Annotated in this window: 21 protein-coding genes; 11 read left to right on the top strand and 10 right to left on the bottom strand. The window is 72.2% G+C overall.

What is annotated here, in order from left to right; translation table 11 throughout:
• The first annotated feature begins 48 nt into the window (after window positions 1-48).
• The 4 genes from U5911_RS04465 (at window position 49) to U5911_RS04480 (ending at window position 4065) form a co-directional block, all read left to right on the top strand.
• A complete protein-coding gene (locus U5911_RS04465; RefSeq protein WP_336035617.1) occupies window positions 49-789 on the top strand; it encodes a type 1 glutamine amidotransferase in 741 nt (246 codons plus the stop codon).
• A 148-nt stretch (window positions 790-937) separates the two neighbouring features.
• Window positions 938-2098 (top strand): acyl-CoA dehydrogenase family protein, encoded by a 1161-nt coding sequence (locus tag U5911_RS04470; protein ID WP_336035618.1) that lies wholly within the window; start codon window positions 938-940, stop codon window positions 2096-2098.
• 118 nt (window positions 2099-2216) lie between these two features.
• A complete protein-coding gene (locus tag U5911_RS04475; RefSeq protein WP_336035620.1) occupies window positions 2217-3134 on the top strand; it encodes a phosphotransferase family protein in 918 nt (305 codons plus the stop codon).
• Between the two features lie 52 nt (window positions 3135-3186).
• Window positions 3187-4065, top strand: coding sequence for a hypothetical protein (locus U5911_RS04480; RefSeq protein ID WP_336035622.1), 879 nt, complete (start codon window positions 3187-3189; stop codon window positions 4063-4065).
• Between the two features lie 33 nt (window positions 4066-4098).
• Here the strand turns inward: U5911_RS04480 and U5911_RS04485 are convergent, their stop codons facing one another.
• Together U5911_RS04485 and U5911_RS04490 are read right to left on the bottom strand one after the other, a co-directional pair.
• The gene (locus U5911_RS04485) at window positions 4099-4470 is read right to left on the bottom strand and encodes a thiol-disulfide oxidoreductase DCC family protein (RefSeq protein ID WP_336035624.1); all 372 of its coding nucleotides are present in this window, start codon (window positions 4468-4470) and stop codon (window positions 4099-4101) included.
• 81 nt (window positions 4471-4551) lie between these two features.
• Entirely contained in the window at window positions 4552-5082 is a 531-nt protein-coding gene (locus U5911_RS04490; RefSeq protein ID WP_336035626.1) for a cupin domain-containing protein, read from the bottom strand.
• Between the two features lie 120 nt (window positions 5083-5202).
• Between U5911_RS04490 and U5911_RS04495 the strand changes: the two genes are divergently transcribed.
• Window positions 5203-5529 carry a 4Fe-4S dicluster domain-containing protein gene (locus tag U5911_RS04495; protein WP_336035627.1) on the top strand — a complete coding sequence of 109 codons (327 nt, stop codon included), beginning with the start codon at window positions 5203-5205 and terminating at the stop codon, window positions 5527-5529.
• A 97-nt stretch (window positions 5530-5626) separates the two neighbouring features.
• Here U5911_RS04495 and U5911_RS04500 read toward each other — a convergent pair whose 3' ends face one another.
• Window positions 5627-5788, bottom strand: a complete 162-nt coding sequence (locus tag U5911_RS04500) for a DUF6757 family protein (RefSeq protein ID WP_201293081.1) — start codon at window positions 5786-5788, stop codon at window positions 5627-5629.
• 85 nt (window positions 5789-5873) lie between these two features.
• A complete protein-coding gene (locus U5911_RS04505; RefSeq protein ID WP_336035631.1) occupies window positions 5874-6674 on the bottom strand; it encodes a PHP domain-containing protein in 801 nt (266 codons plus the stop codon).
• A gap of 209 nt (window positions 6675-6883) precedes the next feature.
• Here U5911_RS04505 and U5911_RS04510 point away from each other — a divergent pair, with 209 nt between their 5' ends.
• Window positions 6884-7168, top strand: coding sequence for a DUF5789 family protein (locus U5911_RS04510; protein WP_336035633.1), 285 nt, complete (start codon window positions 6884-6886; stop codon window positions 7166-7168).
• A 65-nt stretch (window positions 7169-7233) separates the two neighbouring features.
• Window positions 7234-7407, top strand: coding sequence for a DUF5786 family protein (locus U5911_RS04515; protein WP_336035635.1), 174 nt, complete (start codon window positions 7234-7236; stop codon window positions 7405-7407).
• Here the strand turns inward: U5911_RS04515 and U5911_RS04520 are convergent.
• From U5911_RS04520 to U5911_RS04530, 3 genes are all read right to left on the bottom strand, one after another.
• Window positions 7395-8117 (bottom strand): DUF7530 family protein, encoded by a 723-nt coding sequence (locus U5911_RS04520; protein WP_336035636.1) that lies wholly within the window; start codon window positions 8115-8117, stop codon window positions 7395-7397. The two genes, U5911_RS04515 and U5911_RS04520, sit on opposite strands and share 13 nt — an antisense overlap.
• On the bottom strand, window positions 8110-9030 hold the full coding sequence (locus U5911_RS04525) for an NAD(P)H-binding protein (RefSeq protein ID WP_336035638.1): 921 nt from the start codon (window positions 9028-9030) through the stop codon (window positions 8110-8112). The genes U5911_RS04520 and U5911_RS04525 overlap by 8 nt, the downstream gene beginning before the upstream one ends.
• 93 nt (window positions 9031-9123) lie before the next feature.
• On the bottom strand, window positions 9124-9993 hold the full coding sequence (locus U5911_RS04530) for a YkgJ family cysteine cluster protein (protein WP_336035640.1): 870 nt from the start codon (window positions 9991-9993) through the stop codon (window positions 9124-9126).
• A 59-nt stretch (window positions 9994-10052) separates the two neighbouring features.
• Here U5911_RS04530 and U5911_RS04535 point away from each other — a divergent pair, with 59 nt between their 5' ends.
• The 3 genes from U5911_RS04535 (at window position 10053) to U5911_RS04545 (ending at window position 12889) form a co-directional block, all read left to right on the top strand.
• Complete coding sequence (locus U5911_RS04535; RefSeq protein WP_336035642.1) at window positions 10053-10253, top strand: DUF7561 family protein; 201 nt, start codon at window positions 10053-10055, stop codon at window positions 10251-10253.
• Between the two features lie 65 nt (window positions 10254-10318).
• On the top strand, window positions 10319-10927 hold the full coding sequence (locus U5911_RS04540; protein ID WP_336035644.1) for an urea carboxylase-associated family protein: 609 nt from the start codon (window positions 10319-10321) through the stop codon (window positions 10925-10927).
• Between the two features lie 90 nt (window positions 10928-11017).
• Window positions 11018-12889, top strand: coding sequence for an ATP-dependent DNA helicase (locus tag U5911_RS04545; RefSeq protein WP_336035646.1), 1872 nt, complete (start codon window positions 11018-11020; stop codon window positions 12887-12889).
• A gap of 123 nt (window positions 12890-13012) precedes the next feature.
• Here U5911_RS04545 and U5911_RS04550 read toward each other — a convergent pair whose 3' ends face one another.
• Together U5911_RS04550 and U5911_RS04555 are read right to left on the bottom strand one after the other, a co-directional pair.
• A complete protein-coding gene (locus U5911_RS04550; RefSeq protein WP_336035648.1) occupies window positions 13013-14092 on the bottom strand; it encodes a class I SAM-dependent methyltransferase in 1080 nt (359 codons plus the stop codon).
• Between the two features lies 1 nt (window position 14093).
• Window positions 14094-15194, bottom strand: a complete 1101-nt coding sequence (locus tag U5911_RS04555) for a 60S ribosomal export protein NMD3 (protein WP_336035650.1) — start codon at window positions 15192-15194, stop codon at window positions 14094-14096.
• Window positions 15195-15528: 334 nt separating this feature from the next.
• Between U5911_RS04555 and radA the strand changes: the two genes are divergently transcribed.
• Complete coding sequence (gene radA, locus U5911_RS04560; RefSeq protein ID WP_336035652.1) at window positions 15529-16560, top strand: DNA repair and recombination protein RadA; 1032 nt, start codon at window positions 15529-15531, stop codon at window positions 16558-16560.
• A gap of 36 nt (window positions 16561-16596) precedes the next feature.
• On the opposite strand, the gene U5911_RS04565 is transcribed toward radA, so the two are convergent.
• Window positions 16597-17319, bottom strand: coding sequence for a hypothetical protein (locus U5911_RS04565; protein WP_336035654.1), 723 nt, complete (start codon window positions 17317-17319; stop codon window positions 16597-16599).
• Window positions 17320-17360 lie beyond the last annotated feature (41 nt).

Here is a 17360-nt window from a genome sequence, read left to right on the forward strand (position 1 = left end):
CTGTCGCCTGCGTAACGACCTTTTACTTCCGGCAGCTACGTGGCACCGATGAGCCGGCCGCGCGTCGCACTCCTGAACGCCGCACACGACCCCGCGGACACCACGCGGAACTTCCGCCGCGAACTCGACGCCGACCTCGCGGAGTACCACGTCCAGCGCGGCGAGTTCCCCGCGCCCGTCGGCGACGCCGACGGGAGCGCAGCGACCGGCGGCCCGCCGACCGAGCGGTGCGAGTTCGACGGCGTCGTCGTCACGGGGTCGCGGTCGTCGGTGTACTGGGACGACGACTGGATCCCGCGCCTCCTCGAGTACGTCGCGGACTGCCACGACGCGGGCGTCCCCGTGCTCGGCGTCTGTTTCGGCCACCAGGCGCTCGCGGCCGCGCTCGGCGGCCGCGTCGACGACATGGGCGAGTACGAGATCGGCTACCGCGAGGTCGAGCGCACCGCCGACGACCCGGTCTTCGAGGGCGTCGGCGAGACGTTCACGGCGTTCACCACCCACTCCGACGCCGTCGTCGACCTCCCCGAGGGGGCCGACCTGCTCGCGGAGAACGACTACGGCGTCCACGCGTTCCGCGTCGACCAGTCGGTCGGCGTCCAGTTCCACCCCGAGTACGACCGCGAGACCGCCGAACGCATCACGCGGGAGAAAGACGAGCTGTCGCCGGCGCGCGAGGCGGCCGTCCTCGACGGCATCACGGCCGAGAACTACGACGCCGCCTGCGAGGCGAAGCGGCTGTTCGAGAACTTCACGTCCTCGCTGGGCGAGCCACGGGCCGCCGACTGACCGCAGCTCTCCGTCGGGCCGGCCGCGATTTCGACTGCCACCGTCGCGCAGCACGGCCGCGAGTGCGACCGCCGGGGTCGCCGCGGTCGGCCGCGACGCGTTTGCGGGACTAGGAGGCTTTTTGACCGCTGCTCCCCGAGTACCGCGCATGCTCGACTACGTGGCGCTGGAGGCGGACCTCTCCTCGGAGGAGAAGCTCATCCGGGACACGGCCCGGGAGTTCGTCGCGGAGAACGTCCAGCCCGACATCGCCGAACACTACCTCGACGGCACGTTCCCCACCGACCTCATCCCCGAGATGGGTGACCTCGGCTTCTACGCCCCGAACCTCGAGGGGTACGGCCTCCCGAACGTCAGCGAGACCGCCTACGGCCTCCTGATGCAGGAACTGGAGGCCTGCGACTCCGGCCTGCGCTCGATGGCCAGCGTCCAGGGCGCCCTCGTCATGTACCCCATCCACGCCTACGGCAGCGACGACCAGAAGGACCGCTGGCTGCCCGAGCTGGGCGCCGGCGACGCCGTCGGCTGCTTCGGCCTCACCGAGCCCGAGCACGGCTCGAACCCCTCCGCGATGGAGACCCGCGCCGAGCCCGACGGCGACGAGTACGTCCTGAACGGCTCGAAGACCTGGATCACGAACTCCCCCATCGCGGACGTCGCCGTCGTCTGGGCCCGGGACACCGGCGAGGACGGCACCGTCCGGGGCTTCCTCGTCGAGACCGACCGCGACGGCGTCACTACCAACAAGATCGACGAGAAGCTCAGCCTCCGCGCGTCCATCACGGGCGAGATCAGCCTCCAGAACGTCCGCGTCCCCCAGGAGAACCGCCTGCCCGGCGTCGAGGGCATGAAGGGGCCGCTGTCCTGTCTCACCCAGGCCCGCTACGGCATCGCGTGGGGCGCGGTCGGCGCCGCCCGCGACTGCTTCGAGACCGCCCGCGACTACGCCACCGACCGCGAGCAGTTCGGCCGGCCCATCGGCGGCTTCCAGTTGCAACAACGGAAGCTCGCGGAGATGGCCACCCAGATCACCACCAGCCAGCTGCTCGCCCACCGGCTCGCCGAACTCAAGGAGGACGGCCGGCTGCGCCCCCAGCACGTCTCGATGGCCAAGCGCAACAACGTCCGCATGGCCCGCGACCAGGCCCGCGTCGCCCGCGAGATGCTCGGCGGCAACGGCATCACCACCGACTACTCGCCGATGCGCCACATGGCGAACATGGAGACCGTCTACACCTACGAGGGCACCCACGACATCCACACCCTCATCCTCGGCGAGGACCTCACCGGCATCCCCGCCTACGAGTAGGCGGTCCCCGAACACTTACGGGCGGTCGGCCGCATCGTCGACGCACGTTCTCGCGGCCGTAGCCGCAGCACCGCGCTGTGGGACGGCCGGCCGCCGCACGTGACGCGGCGGAACACCCATGCGACGAGCACTCGACGAACGGCTGGCCGCACAGTTCGACAGCTACCGCGCCGATCGGCGACTCCACGACGTCCCCCCGCACGAGGTCTGGGCGGTGGTCGTGGACGGCGAACGCGCGGTCTGCAAGTACGACACCGGCGCGACCGGGAACGCGGGCCTGGAGGGGCGCGTGCTGGCGTTCGTCGGCGACCACACGACGGTGCCGGTCCCGCGCGTCCTCGCGGTCGGCGGCGACTACTTCGTGGCGGCGTGGCAGTCGGACGCGCCCGGCGCCGACGGCGACGTCCGCGACCCGGACGCGGCCTGGGCGCGCGCTGCGGGCCGCGGGCTCGCGACACTCCACGCGGAGACGGCCGCGCACCTGGACGGGTTCGGACCGCTCGCGTTCGACGGCGGTACGCCGACGGCGCCCCACGACGACTGGCACGCCGGCGCTGTCGCGAACGTCCGCGCGCGCCGCGAGCGGCTGGCGGACTTCGGCCACGGGGACGTCGCGGACGCCGTCGTGGACGCGCTCCGCGAGCGGCCGTCGGTCGTCGGCGGCGCCGGCGACGCGGTGCTGTGTCACGGCTGGTGGACGCCCGACCACGTCGCCGTCCGCGACGGCGAGGCAGCGTGCGTCCTGGACTTCGAGCACGCCGTCGCCGCGCCCGGCGAGTGGGACGCCTGGCGGACCGCGCTGCCCGCGTTCGGCGGCTGGGAGACGCCGGCGGCGCGCGCGTTCCGCGAGAGCTACGAGTCGGTGCGCTCGCTCCCTGGGGGCGTCGCGGGCCGCCGCTCGCTGTACGAGGCGCTGCACGGCGTCTACTTCCTCGAGTCGCTGCACGTCCAGGACCAGCACGACGCCGAGGCGACCGCCGACCGCGCGGCCCTGCTCCGCGAGTCGGTCTTCGACGCGCTCGACGACCTCGCCTGACGGGCGGGGGAGCCCGACAAGACACTTACCGGTCTCGGCGGAACCACGACGCATGGTCTCCCGCAGGGTCGTCCTCCGGACGGCCGGCGCGGCCACGCTCGCGGCGGTCGCCGGCTGCTCGAGCAGCGGCGACGACGGTCCAGCGACGACCGAACGTACCGATGCAGGGGACACCGAGCAGACAACCGACGACGGACCAGCGGCGAGCATCCTCGCCGCCGAGCAGGTGACGCCCTCGTCGGTGCCGGACGGCGCGCGTCTCGGCGTCGCGACGCCGGAACTACACGAGTTGATCGCTGACGCCGCGAGCGCCGACGAGCGCGTCGACCTCGAACCGAGCGGGAACGCCGATCCCGACGTGACGCTCGCGCTCGGGCAGTTCGAGTGCGTCGAGTTCCGTGGCGAGACGTACGAGCCGACGGCGTCGTTCGCTCGCGCCGAGTCCACCGAGGAGTTCTCCCTCGAACCCGTCGACGACGGCGACGTCGACGAGGGCGACGAGGTCGTGACGTACGAATCGCTGAGCGATACCGAGCAGGCGGTCGCCGACCGCCTGCGCAACGAATCGATCACCGTCGGTCCCCACGAGCAGGGCAGGCCAGACGGCGTCAGTGGCGTCGTGGCACCCGAGTATCTCCGCGTCGGGAACGACACGTACCAGCCGCGCATCGTCATCGGCGACCACCCGCCGCATCACGCGCTCCGACTGGACAGCGCGGAGCCGCCTGCCGACGCGCAGGTCGTCGTCCTCGCGGACCGTCGGCCGGAGCTGGCTTGGAAGGACACGCTCACGTCGGCACTGCCGGACGGGAGCGCCGAACTACCCGACACCACGAGCGGCGAGAGTCTCCGTACGTACGTGGCGGACGTCGACTACCTCGCCGGCGTCGCGGCGGTCGCCGAAGTCGGCGTCGTCGAAGAGGTCGCTTGACGACCTGGTATCCGGGGAGTGTCGGCGGTCGCCCTACCGCTTCGCCGGCGGGTCGTCGCGGACGATGTTCCCGAGGAGCACGCGGTTGTCGGCGCCCCAGCGGTACGTGCGTTCGCGGAGGCGCTCGTAGCCCGGCACGCGGCGGAGCGCGTCGAAGACGGGTTCGAGTTCCGGGAAGTCGACGACGAGCGTGCGTTCGATGGCCTCGCCGGCGGAGTAGACGGCGTCGTCGGTGAGCAGGTGCGCCGAGCGCTCGTAGTCCTCGGGGAGTCGGGCGAGCTGGTCGGGCGAGAGCTCGTGGAACCCCACGAGCTCGACGTCGCCGTGCCGCGCCGCGAAGTTCGCACACCACGTGCAGAAGCCGCACTCGTCGTCGAAGACGAGCCGCGGCGGATGCTCGGCCATACGCCCCGTTTGACGGGCGAGCACAAGAAAGGCGTCGACTCCGGCGTCGGGCGGCCTGGCGGGCGCCGCGGCACCGCCGCCCTACTCGAAGCGCCCCGTGACCGCGCCGCAGGCCTCGCAGACGGTGCGGATCTCCGAGCGGTCGTCGGCGAGTTCGAGGTCCTGGGTGGTGGGCTCGCCGCAGGCCTCGCACTCGCGGAGGATCTCGGTGTCGCCGGCGTCCTGGGGGGCGCCGACGGCGAGCGCGCGGACGCGCTCGCTGCCCTCGTTGACGCCGCGCTGGAACTCCCCGGGCGCGAACCGCGCGAGCTCGCCGGCGCTCACCTCGCGCTCGCCGTCCTCGAGGCGGGCATCGACGTCGCCGTCGTTCCGGGGCGTCTCCGACGCCTCCCAGTCGACGTCGAGCGTGTGGAACGTGACGGTGCCGTCGACCACGTAGAACACCTCCTCCTGGTCGGCGTGGGCGTGGACGCCGTACGCGAAGCTGTCGCCGGGGTCGAGTTCGTAGTAGTTCAACGCGAGGTTCGCGGCGCCGAGCGCGTCCGTCAGCGGCAGGCTCAGGTCGGCCGGCCCCATCCGGGAGTCGAGGTCGTCGAGGCGTACCGTTCGCATACGCGGTGGGAGGCGCGGCCGCCGCTTAAGCCTGCCCGTCGCCGGGACGGCGCGACCGCCGCGTCCGCCGTCCGTCCCGGACCCGGGGACTTGATACCGCCGGACGACGGAGCCTCACGCATGGCGATCGACCCGCAGTTCGACGCGAACCGCGAGCAGGCGGACACCCACGAGGGCCACGACGTCTGGGGCCCGGTGGACGAACCCGAGAAACTGGGCATCCACGGCACGCACGTCGCCGTCGACTTCGACATCTGCATCGCCGACGGCGCCTGCGTCGAGGACTGTCCCGTCGACGTCTTCGAGTGGGTCGACACCCCCGGCCACCCCGAGTCCGAACTCAAAGCCGACCCCGCCAACGAGAGCCAGTGCATCGACTGCATGCTCTGCGTCGACGTCTGCCCCGTCGACGCCATCGACGTCGACGCGGGCCGCGCCGGCGACTGACCGGGCGGCGCGGTCGCTGTGCGCGCGGCGTCGCGGAGAACGGAGGGCGGTGGTTCGCTGGCGGGGACTGGCGCGTCGACGGCCCGGGGTGCGACCGCTACGACCGTTCGATCTCGAGTTGCTCTCGGAGCTGCTGGAGCGCCTCGCTGTCCGAGAGTTCGTCGAGCCGCTCCTGGAAGTGCTCCTCGCAGACGGCGACCTTCAGCCCGCCCTTCTCGACGGTGAGGTCGGCGTCCCGGTCGCAGTAGTGACACTGCATACGGCCTCGTTGCACCTCGGGCTACCTGAACCTCACGGCATCGGCACGCGGTCGCGTCGGGTCCACGGCCCGTGGCGCCGGCCGGTCAGAGCCGCCGGCGGACCGCGTCCCAGTCGTCGGCCCCGAGGCCCGCGGTCCCGAGCGTTCGGCCGTGGGCGTCGCTGCCGCCCGTGGGGAGGAGGTCGTAGTCCTCGATGGCGGCGTCGACGAGCGCGTCGCCGTCCGCGGACGGGTCGCCGCCGACGGGGCGGTCGTAGGGGTAGTGGCGTTCGACGGCGTCGAGGTCGCTGCAGCGGGCGAGCGCGGCCGCAGGGTCTGCGTACCGCAGGGGGTGTGCGAGGCCGACGAGGCCGCAGGCGTCCCGGAGGAGGTCGACGCCCGTCTCGAAGTCGGGGACGTCGCGCGCGACGAAGCACGGCCCGCCGTCGCCGATGAGGTCGGCGAACACGGCGTCGATCGTCTCGTAGTCGGTGTCCGGGTGGTCGACGACGCTGCGCGCGACGTGGGGGCGGCCGAGGCCCTCGCGCGGTTCGAGGTCGAGGTCGACGCCGAGTTCGGCCTCGACGTTCTCGATGATGCGGCGGCCGCGCTCGACGCGGTCGCGCTGGACGCGCTCGCACTCGGCGGCGAGCGCGTCGGTCCGCTCGACGCCGTACCCGAGGAGGTCGACGCGCTGGTCGCCGGCGTCGACGCGGAGTTCGACGCCGTGGACGACCGTGACGCCGTCCAGTTCCGCGACCGGCCGGTCGAGGCCGGGGTGGAGGCGGTCGTGGTCGGTGACGGCGACCGCGCGAACGCCCGCCGACCGGGCGGCGTCGGGGACCTCCTCGAGGACGAGCGTGCCGTCGGAGTTGGTGGTGTGGACGTGGAGGTCCGCGTAGACCATACTGGTGGCGCGCGGCGCCGCCACCTAAACGCCGCGGTCCGCAAGCGACGCCGCGGTCCGCGAGCGGCCGGTCGCCGGGACGTCCGGCGGCGGCGTTCGGGTGGCGGCCCCGTGCGAAGGTGTGACGAGGGCACGTCCTTAATGAATTTTAATTCTTCACAATCGTTCATGGGAAACGTACTTGTGTGCGAGCGTGGTTCGTGACGGTGATGACACTCCGTGAGACCGCCGACCTGCTCGCGTCCCAGAACTACCCGCTGACCGCCGACGAGCTCGCCGACGCCGTCGGCGACCAGGAGCTTGACCACCCGGACGGCGCGGAGTCCCTCGAGGCGGTCATCGAGCGCTGCGGCGAACAGCGCTTCGAGTCCGTCGAGGACGCCACGTTCGCGGTGTACGGCGCGCTCGGCGCCGGCGCGGTCGGCCGCGTCGGGTACAGCGACCGCGACCCCACGCCGATGGGCGTCGACGGCCCCCGCCAGGTTTCGTTCTGACGGCGAATCGCGTGAACATCCGTTACATTCTTAACCACCTACCGCAAAGCTTGGGTGTGGTTGCCATGTCAATGGGTGCCTATGACGAGGACGAGCACGAGCGCCGCGAAGCGAAGAACAACAGCGTCGAGGTGAGCGACGACGACACGCGCACGACCTACGAGGGGTCCGTCGAGTTCGACTCCGGCGACTCCACCGAGGAGCTACTCGACAAGTTCCAGCAGATTCAGTCCAACTGACGCCCCCGTTCTACCGCGACCAGTGACGCCGCAGTGACGACCACCACGGCCGCCACGTGGCCGGCGACCGCGACGGCCAGCGGCGGGTGCGTCCAGACGAACGGCAACAGCACGGACTGCAGGGCGCCGAACGCCAGCGTCCGCCGGTCGACTGCGCGGACGGTCGCCGCCGTCTCCGCGTCGAACTCGTAGGCCAGCGACCGCCACAGCGACACCACCGACGCCCACCAGCAGGTGCCGACGCGGTAGCAGACGTCCCAGAGCACGAGCAGCGCGAACGCCGCCGGCACCAGCGGCGGCCGCTCCCCCAGCAGGGCCGCGAACAGCGTCGCGCCGTCCCGCGGGTCGTAGACGAACACGTACGTCAACAGCACCACGTACGCGACGACGCCCAGCACCACCTCGATGCTGGACGCGAACAGCAGCCGCCGGTACCGCACCGGCACGCCCGGCTTCCGGGCCTGCGCGCCGATGGAGAGCATGAACGCGCTCCCCGCTGCGGCGACGAGGACCGCCGCCGTCCCCGGCAGCACCGCCCCCGGGAGGCCGTAGGCGGCCGCGAGCGCGAGCAGCGCCGCCTCGAACCCGAGGAACTGGACGGCGACCGCGAACCGGTCGCTGACGTCGACGCCCGGAATCGCGCCGACGAGGCTCTCGTACACCCACGCCTCGCCGTAGACGTCGCGCTGGCCGCCGACAGCGTCACCCATCCGCCGCCTCCGGCGCGGCGACCGGTTCGCCGTACTCGCGGAGCGCGCGCCGCGCCGCCTCGTCGAACGGCGTCAGCTCGATCGGGAGGACGTCCCGGATGCTGTCGTCGCTCACCACGACGGGGTTCTTCAGGCCGTAGATGAGGGGGTGGACGACCGACCGCGGCACGTCGGTCACGAGGTCCACCCAGTACGTCGACAGCTTCGGGGTGAGCACCGGCACCGGCACCACGTAGAGGCGCTTGCCCGCGAGGGCGGCGACGCGCTCGAGCATCGCCTGGTAGGAGAGCACGTCCGGGCCGCCGACCTCGTAGGTCTCGCCCGCCGTCTCGGGGTGGTCGAGCACGCCGACGAGGTACGCCACGACGTCCGCGACGGCGATGGGCTGGCAGGGCGTGCGCACCCACTTCGGCGCCACCATCACGGGGAGCTTGTCCACGAGCTGGTAGACGACGTCGAAGCTCGCGCTGCCGGCGCCGACCACGACCGCCGCGCGCAACACGGTGAGGGCGAAGTCGGCGTCCGCGAGCACGGCCTCGACCTCGCGGCGCGACGCCAGGTGGGCGGAGAGGTCGTCGCCCGTCTCCCCCAGCCCGCCGAGGTAGACGACGCGGCCGACGCCGGCGGCGTCCGCGGCGTCGGCGAAGTGCCGCGCCGCGCGCCGGTCGCGCTCCGCGAACCCCTGGCCGGCGCCCATCGAGTGCACGAGGTAGTAGGCGGCGTCGACGCCGTCGAAGACGCCCGACAGCGACGCCTCGTGGAGCAGGTCGCCCTCGACGGCCTCGACGCCCTCTGGCGGGTCGTAGCGGTCGGCGTCCCTGACGAGCGCCCGCACGTCGTGGCCGGCCGCCACCAGTTCGGGGACGAGGCGGCTGCCGACGAACCCGGTCGCGCCGGTGACGAGTACGCGCATGGGAAGAACGTGGACGCGTAGCCGGTTAACTGTCGACCCCTGCGGCGGCGCGACCGGTCAGCCCTCGGCTGCGTCCCAGCCCGGCGCGACCGGTCAGTCCTCGCCTGCGTCCCAGCCCGGCGTGGACGGCGCGCCGCGGTCGGCCTCGACGCTCTCGCCGAGCGCCGGGTCCGGGTCGTCGCTGGCGGCCCGCGACGCCCACTCCCGGACGGCGGCGCCCACCCAGGAGTCCGCGTCCAGCGCCGTCTCGAAGTACTGCTCGCGCTTCGTCGGCTCGACAGCGGTCGTCCCTGGCGCGCTCGCGGCGGCGACGGCGACGAAGCGCGCGCGGTCCTCGTCGGTGAGACTGCCGTCGACCAGGCGGTCGAGGACGCCGTCCGCGAGGTCGTCGGGGTCCGGGTACGCGAACACCTTCTCGCCGACCGCCTGCGGGCCGAACAGCAGTCCGGACAGGTCCCCGGGGGGGTCGCCGTCGAGGAGGCGGTCGCCGCCGACGTGGCGCTCGACGCGCTCGCACTCCGTGTCGACGCCGAGCGCGAGGTTGTGGCCGGGGTACTCCGCGCACTCCTCGGGGTAGACGTCGCTGTCGTGGACCCGGCACTGCAGGGTCTCGGGGTCGAGGAACGCACAGGCCGGCAGCCAGTGCGGGTCGGCGTCGAACGGCGCGACGGGCTTCGGCGGCTTCCGGAGGCCCACGAAGAACGCCGGCTTCCCCGCGACGGCGGCGACGTCGCGGCCGTCCACCTCGACGCTCGGGCCCGCCTCGGCTTCCCAGAGGCGAGGAGTCAGGGCGTCCCCGAGCTCGGCCTCGAGGAAGCCCCGGACGTCCTCGCGCGTCAGCGGCACGAGGTTGTACGTGTCGTCGAGGGGCTGCTGGGGGCCGCGGCGCTCGTGCTCGGGGACGTCCGCGAGCGCGCGCCAGTCCACGCAACAGCCCGCGCAGCCCTCGCAGTCGACCTCCATGCGCGCGAGTTCGGCACGCGAGCCGAAAGCGTTTGCCCGCTCGACCCGAAGCGGGGGGCATGAGCGAGCGCTGCGAGGGCTGCGGCGACGACGTGCGCGTCGCCGGCGGCATCGGCGACATCTGGACGCTGGACCCCACCCACACCGGCGGCATGACCCTCGAGTTCGTCGACGACTCGGAGTTCTTCCTCTGTTTCGACTGCATCGACGCGCTCCCGGACGACCCCCGGGCGGCGGACGTGGCGGCGCTCGGCGAGTGACGGCCAGGCCGGCGGTCCGGCCGCGAACCCTTTATTCGCCGGCGGTCCGTGGGACAGACCGAGTCATGCTAACGCAACGCATTCCGGAGAAGCGCGGCCTGGCCTTCGAAGTCGCGGCCGGCGACGCCTTCGAGGTCGTCGACCCGGAGGGCCAGCAGGTCGCCGACCTGGTCGCGTTCGACGCCGGCGACCCGACCGTCCGGTTCTCGACGAAGTACAGCTACCGGCGCAACGGCAAGGTGCGCGTCACTGACGGCGACACCCTCTACGCGACCGACGGCGGCGAGATCCTCTCCATCACGGCAGACGACTGCGGCGTCCACGACCTCCTGTACGCGCCCTGCAACGAGTGGGTGCTCGAGGACTACTACGACCAGCCCGGCGAGAACGGCTGCCGGGAGAACCTCGGCGAGGCCATCGCGCCCCTCGGCGTCGACGAGTCCCTCGTCCTCGACACGCTCAACGTCTTCATGAAGTCGACCATCGCCGAGCAGACGTACGTCGACATCCGCGAGCCGCCGTCCGAGCCCGGCGACACCGTGCGGTTCCGCGCCGAACGCGACTGCTACGTGGCGGTGTCCTCGTGTGCCGGCGAGTCCGTCGTGAACGCCGGCGAGACCAACCCAATCGACGTCCGCGTCCCCGACGGCACCGTCCTGCACAAGAACTTCTGACGCGCGCCGGCCAGCGCGCCCGCGGCGGCCGCCGCCCCGCGCCGACCGCGAGCGGTGGGGTTAACCCACCGGCGCGCCTGCGGTCGGACAGTGAACCCCGAGCGCATCCACGCCGAGTTCCCCGCCCCGGAGTACCGGGGCGCACAGGAACAGGCGCTCGCGGACGTCCGGGACGCCTTCCAGGCGGGCAACGACGTGGTGCTGGTGCGCGCGCCCACCGGCAGCGGGAAGAGCCTGATCGCGCGCGCCATCATGGGCTGCGCGCGGCAGGTCGAGGAGGCCGACCCCGTGGACGCGACCGGCGCGTACTACACCACGCCGCAGGTCAGCCAGCTCGACGACGTCGCGGAGGACGACCTGCTCGAGGACCTCAAGCTCATCCGCGGGAAGTCCAACTACACGTGCATCCTCCCGGGCGAGGAGTCGACGCCGGTCGACCGCGCGCCCTGCTCGCGCGAGCGCGGCTACGACTGCGCCGTCAAGCACCGCTGCCCGTACTTCTCGGACCGCGCCATCGCGTCCGCCCGGGAGCACGCCGCGATGACGCTGGCGTACTTCATGCGCACCGCCGGCTCGGAGGTGTTCCGGAAGCGCGACGTCTGCGTCGTCGACGAGGCCCACGGGCTCGCGGAGTGGGCGGAGATGTACGCCACCATCGACCTGGACGACCGCACGGTCCCGGTCTGGGAGGACGTCCGCGTCCCCGACCTCGACGGCGACGTCGACGCGACCGCGGACTTCGCCGAACACCTCGCCCGGGTCTGCGAGGGCGCGAAAGACGACCTGCTCGGCCGGGACGAACTCACGCCCGAGGAGGCCGCCAGGCGGGACCGCCTCCAGGAGCTGATCTCGGAGCTCCAGTGGTTCCTCGAGGACTACGAGGACCCCGAGTCGGGGACGACGTGGGTCGTCGACGCCGACGGGAACGGCGTGACCATCAAGCCGATGGACCCCGAGCGGTACCTGAAACACACGGTCTGGGACCGCGCGAACAAACACGCGCTCCTGTCCGCGACCATCCTGAACAAGGAGGCGTTCTGCCGGAGCGTCGGCCTCGACCCGTCGAACGTCGCGCTCGTCGACGTCGAGCACACGTTCCCCGTCGAGCACCGGCCGCTGTACGACGTCACCCGGGGGAAGATGACCTACGAGCACCGCGAGACGACGCTGCCGAAGATCGCGGAGACGGTAGTGCGCGTGATGGCCGAACACCCCTCGGAGAAGGGCATCGTGCACGCTCACTCCTACGACATCGCCGAGTCGCTCGCGAGTCGCCTCGAGGACTACGGGGTCGGCGACCGCGTGCGCACCCACGACTCCGACACCAGGGACGCGGAACTGGAGCGCTGGAAGGAAAGCGGCGACCCCGAGGTGTTCGTCGCGGTGAAGATGGAGGAGGCGCTCGACCTCGCGTACGACCTCGGGCGCTGGCAGGTGCTCTGCAAGGCGCCGTTCCTGAACACGAACGACTCCCGGGTGGCGGCGCGCCTCGCGGACGGCCAGTGGTCGTGGTACTACCGGACCGCCCTGCAGACCGTCATCCAGGCCTGCGGTCGCGTGGTGCGGGCGCCCGACGACCGCGGCGCCACGTACGTCGCCGACACTAGCATCCTCGACCTCTTCGAGCGCGCGCGCTCCGACATGCCGCCGTGGTTCGCCGAGCAGGTCGACCGCATGACGACGCCCGACCTCCCCGCTGTCGACGCGGCCGCCGCGCTCGGCGACACGACCGGCGGCGTCGAACAGGTCGACACACCGGCCGCCGCGGGCGGCGGCGCAGCGAACGGCGGTACAGGCGACGGCGGCGCAGCGAGCGGCGGCGGCGCGACCGACTCGGGCGGGACCAGCGGCACGAGCGGCGGTGCGTCGACGACTGCCCGGGACGGCGACGGGCGCAGCGAGCGCGAGGACGCTCGCCGCGAGCGGTCGAGCCCGGTCGCGGACGTCTGGGACGCCGAGTAGGGCTACGCGTACGAGGCGGCGTACGCGAGCCCGGAGAACAGCATCAGGCCGACGAGGAACAGCGCCAGCACCTGTTCGCGGTCCATACTCGCCTCGAGGGCCCGCCGCGCAAAAGGCGTATCGCTACTCGACGCGCGCGTCCAGCACGACGTGGTCGACGCCGGCGCTGTGGGACTTCACGACGCGGCGGTCCGCGACGGTCACGGCGCGGCCGGCGCGCTCGCAGCCGGCGCGCAGCCGCGACTCCGGGCGCTCCCAGCGTTCGGCCTCGGGGACGGCGCTGTGGACGTGGACCACGCCGCCGGGGACGAGCGCGTCCAGCGCCGCGTCGAGGTAGCCCGGGCCGCCCGCGGCCGGCTCCGCGTCGTCGACGGGGCCGCCGCCGAGCGCGTCGTAGTACCCCATGACGACGCGGTCGGCGGTCGCGTCGACGTCCCGGCAGTCGCCGAGCACGCAGTCCAGGTCGTCGGCGACGCCGTTCAGTTGGGCGTTCTCCGCGAGGAAGCGGAACGCCTCGGGGTTCTTCTCGACGGCCGTGACGCTCGCGCCGGCGCGCGCCATCGGGACCGCGAAGTAGCCGACGCCCGCGAACATGTCGAGCACGCGCTCGCCCTCGTCGACGACCTCGCCCATGCGGGCGCGCTCGGCCTTGTTCCCGGGCGCGAACATCACGCGCGAGAGGTCCAGCGCGTACCGCGTGCCGTGCTCGGTGTGGACCGTCTCGGTGTCGCCCGCGCCGGCGACGACGGAGACGTCGGGTTCGCGGTGCTCGCCGCTGACGCCGCCGCGCGCGAGCACGGTGTCCGCCTCGCCGTGGAGGTCCAGCAGCGCCTCGCCGACTTCGGCGCGTCGCGGGCAGTCCGTGAAGTCCGCGAGGACCACGGTGCCGACGACCGCCCACGACGACGGCGCGTGCTCGAGTTCGTCGCCGGTCCAGCCGCGCTCGCGCAGCAGGTCCGCGAGGCCGGGCGCGCGCAGTTCCGGGTCGGCCTGCTCGACGACTCTGCGGTAGTCGGTCACCGCCGGTTCGGCCGTGACGGGGAGTTCCAGCGTCTCCGCGTCGTGCTCGCGAACCCGGCGGTCGTCGTCGTAGACGCCCTCGGCTTCGAGGGCGGCGATCCGCGTCTCGGACTCGCGCTTCGGGACGACCACCGCGAGCGCTTCGGCCGCGCCGTCAGTCGGAGCGGCGTCGTCGGCGGGCATCTCAGGCCTCGGGGAGGACGTGCAGGCCGGCGCGGGATTTCAGCGCCGGGACCGTGCTGGCGTCGTCGTCCACGTAGTCCGGGCGGGGCACCGTCTTCGACTCGTAGGTCTCCGGGTCGAGCACCTGGATGGAGTGCTCGTCCTCGACGGTGACGACGGTCGCATCGGTGGCGTCCTCGCGCGTGCCGAGCTTCCGGGCGTCCGGCGAGTCGCCGTCCTCGTAGCTCGCCTCGTAGGGGTCGCCGGTCGTCACGCGCACGCCCTTGAGATTGCCGTGGACGGACCGCACCAGCACGGGGCCGCCGTCGTCGTCCGCGAGGTCGATGACGTCGCCCGGCCGGAACGCCGGCAGGCGGACGGCGTACGTCACGCGGTACACCTCGTTGCCGTCCTCGTCCTCCGTGACGAGCTTCTCGTGGTCCTCGAAGCTGCCGCCGAACTCCTCGACGAGCTTCCGGGCGAGCTTCAGGCCGATCTTGTTCGTGGAGAGTTTGAGGTCGATGCCGGACTCCGCGGGCGAGACGTCCGTCACGAACGCGTTCCGGTCGCCCGTCTCCTCCATCTCCGCGACGATGCGGTGGGCGAGTTCGGTGGCGCGCTCGGTCTCCTCGCTGGAGGGGTCGCGGCCCTCGGCGCGGACCTGCACGATGGACGCGAAGGAGTCGCCCGCGATGCGGCCACAGCGCGTGCACGTCTGCCGGCTGATCTTCACCGGGACGGTGACCTCCGCGGTGCGGGGTTCGCCGCGCACGACGCCCGAGAACCGGCAGTGCATCCGGATGGTGTTCTCGTCGACCTGCTCGGGGCGGACCTGCCAGTCGACGTCCTCGGCGTCGACGTGGACACCGAGCGCCTCGCTGGTCGCCTCGACGGCGACGTCCGTGTAGTCGTCGGCGTCGACGTCCACCCAGCGGTTGCCGCGGTGGACGGCGCCGCAGCGCGCGCACACCCGCACCTCGACGCGGTCGGGCGCGTCCACGAACGCGAAGTCCTCGAAGTAGCAGGCGTCGCACAGCGACCGCTCGCGGCGCGTGCCCCCGCCGTCGCCGTCCGCGTCGACGGGGTCGCCGCAGCGCGGACAGAACGTGCCTGCCTCGGTCATACACCGCGGTAGACCGCCGAGCATGTTAAGCACCGCGTCACGGGCCGGACACTGCTCCGGGACCGCCGGTCGTCGCAGTCCCGCGGCCGACGCGGCACCGGTCCACGACTGCGTCGCGGTGTCGGCCCACGGAGTCCGCAACTGCGTCGCGGTGTCGCCCCACCGCCCTCTCGCGACACCGGGCCACGGCCGTCTCACGGCACCGCCCACCGGCCCTCTCGTGGAACCACCCACGGCCGTCTCGCGGCACCGTCCCGCGGACTGCCGCCCCAGTTTCACTTTCACTACGGTGTTTACGAGGGTTTATGGGGTGGAGGGGACAAGCCAGGTGTACATGCCCGAAGCAGACCTCGAGGAACTCCCCGGCGTGGGGCCCGCGACCGCCGAGAAGCTCCGAGAGAACGGATTCGAGTCGTTCCAGAGCATCGCCGTCGCGTCGGCCGGCGAGCTCTCGAACACCGCCGACATCGGCGACAGCACCGCCGCGGACGTCATCCAGGGCGCCCGCGAGGCCGCCGACGTCGGCGGCTTCGAGACCGGCGCGGCCGTCCTCGAGCGCCGCGAACAGATCGGGAAGCTCACGTGGAACGTCCCCGAGATCGACGAGATGCTCGGCGGCGGCGTCGAGACCCAGTCCATCACGGAGGTGTACGGCGAGTTCGGCGCCGGCAAGTCCCAGGTCACCCACCAGCTCGCGGTGACCGTCCAGCTCCCCGGCGAGCAGGGCGGCCTCCACGGGCGCGCCGTCTTCATCGACTCCGAGGACACGTTCCGGCCCGAGCGCATCGACGACATGGTGCGCGGCCTCAGCGACGAACAGATCCAGGCCGCGATGGACGACCGCGAGATCGAGGGCAGCCCCGACGACGAGGAGGCCATGGAGGCGCTCGTCCAGGACTTCCTCGACAAGATCCACGTCGCGAAGGGGTTCAACTCCAACCACCAGATGCTGCTCGCGGAGAAGGCCCAGGACATCGCCAGCGAGTACGAGGACGACGACTACCCCGTCCGCCTGCTGTGCGTCGACTCGCTGACCGCGCACTTCCGCGCGGAGTACGTCGGCCGCGGCGAGCTCGCGGACCGCCAGCAGAAGCTCAACAAGCACCTCCACGACCTCGACAAGGTCGGCAACCTCTACAACGCCGCCGTCGTCGTCACCAACCAGGTGCAGTCCAACCCGGACTCGTTCTTCGGCGACCCCACCAAGCCCATCGGCGGCAACATCCTCGGTCACAAGTCCACGTTCCGCATCTACCTGAAGAAGTCCAAGCAGGACAAGCGCATCGTGAAGCTCGTCGACGCGCCGAACCTCGCCGACGGCGAGGCCGTCATGCGCGTCGAGGGCCGCGGGCTCAAGCCCGAGTAGGCGCGGCCGCGACCGGCGGCGGCGCGCGACCCGCCGTCACGGGTCGTTCGGGACGTTCTCGTCCGGCCCGTACACGACCACGTCCGGCGGCGAACCGCCGTGAACGCCGAGTTTCGCGCCGGCGTCCGTGAGGACGAGCGTCCGGTTCGTCCAGTCGCCCTCGATGCCCTGGACTTCGACCCGGTAGACGCCAGCGCCCTCGAGGTCCGTCACCTCGAACGGCGCCGTGTCCTCCCTGGCGACCGTCGTGTCCACGACGCGCTCACCCTCGTGGGTCACGCGGAACGAGTACTCCACGGGTTCGGGAATCCGCTTGTCCAGGACCAGCGCGCCGCTGGCGTCGTCGCCCGCGCGGTAGGTCGTGACGCTCGGGTCCTGGTAGTTCATCGTCACGACGGTGTCGTTGCCGAGCGCGCCGTCCACGGTGAACGACTCGTGCATCGTCTCGCCGCCCGGGTCGGGCAGCGACGTGTTCACGGTGACCGTGTACTCGCCGCTCTCGTCGAAGGACGCGACGTCGACGTACGTGCCGGTGCCGTCGCCGGACAGCTGGACGTCCTCGACGACGTCGCCGTCGCGGCTCACGGTGAGCGTGCCGTTGTAGGGCGCGCCGCCCGTGTGCGAGTAGAACGCGAGGTCGTGCGTGCCGGACGCTTCGGTCGTGTCCCGGGGCGAACTCCCGCCGCCGGGGAGCGCCGAACACCCGGCGAACAGTACCATCGCTGCCAGGGCGGCTGCGAGCAGTCGCTTGGAGGGCATGCGGGCTGTGCGTCGCTAGCACGCGCCAAAACAGTTTCGCC

It is taken from the genome of Halobacterium yunchengense (assembly GCF_037031165.1).
In the GTDB taxonomy this organism is placed as follows: domain Archaea; phylum Halobacteriota; class Halobacteria; order Halobacteriales; family Halobacteriaceae; genus Halobacterium; species Halobacterium yunchengense.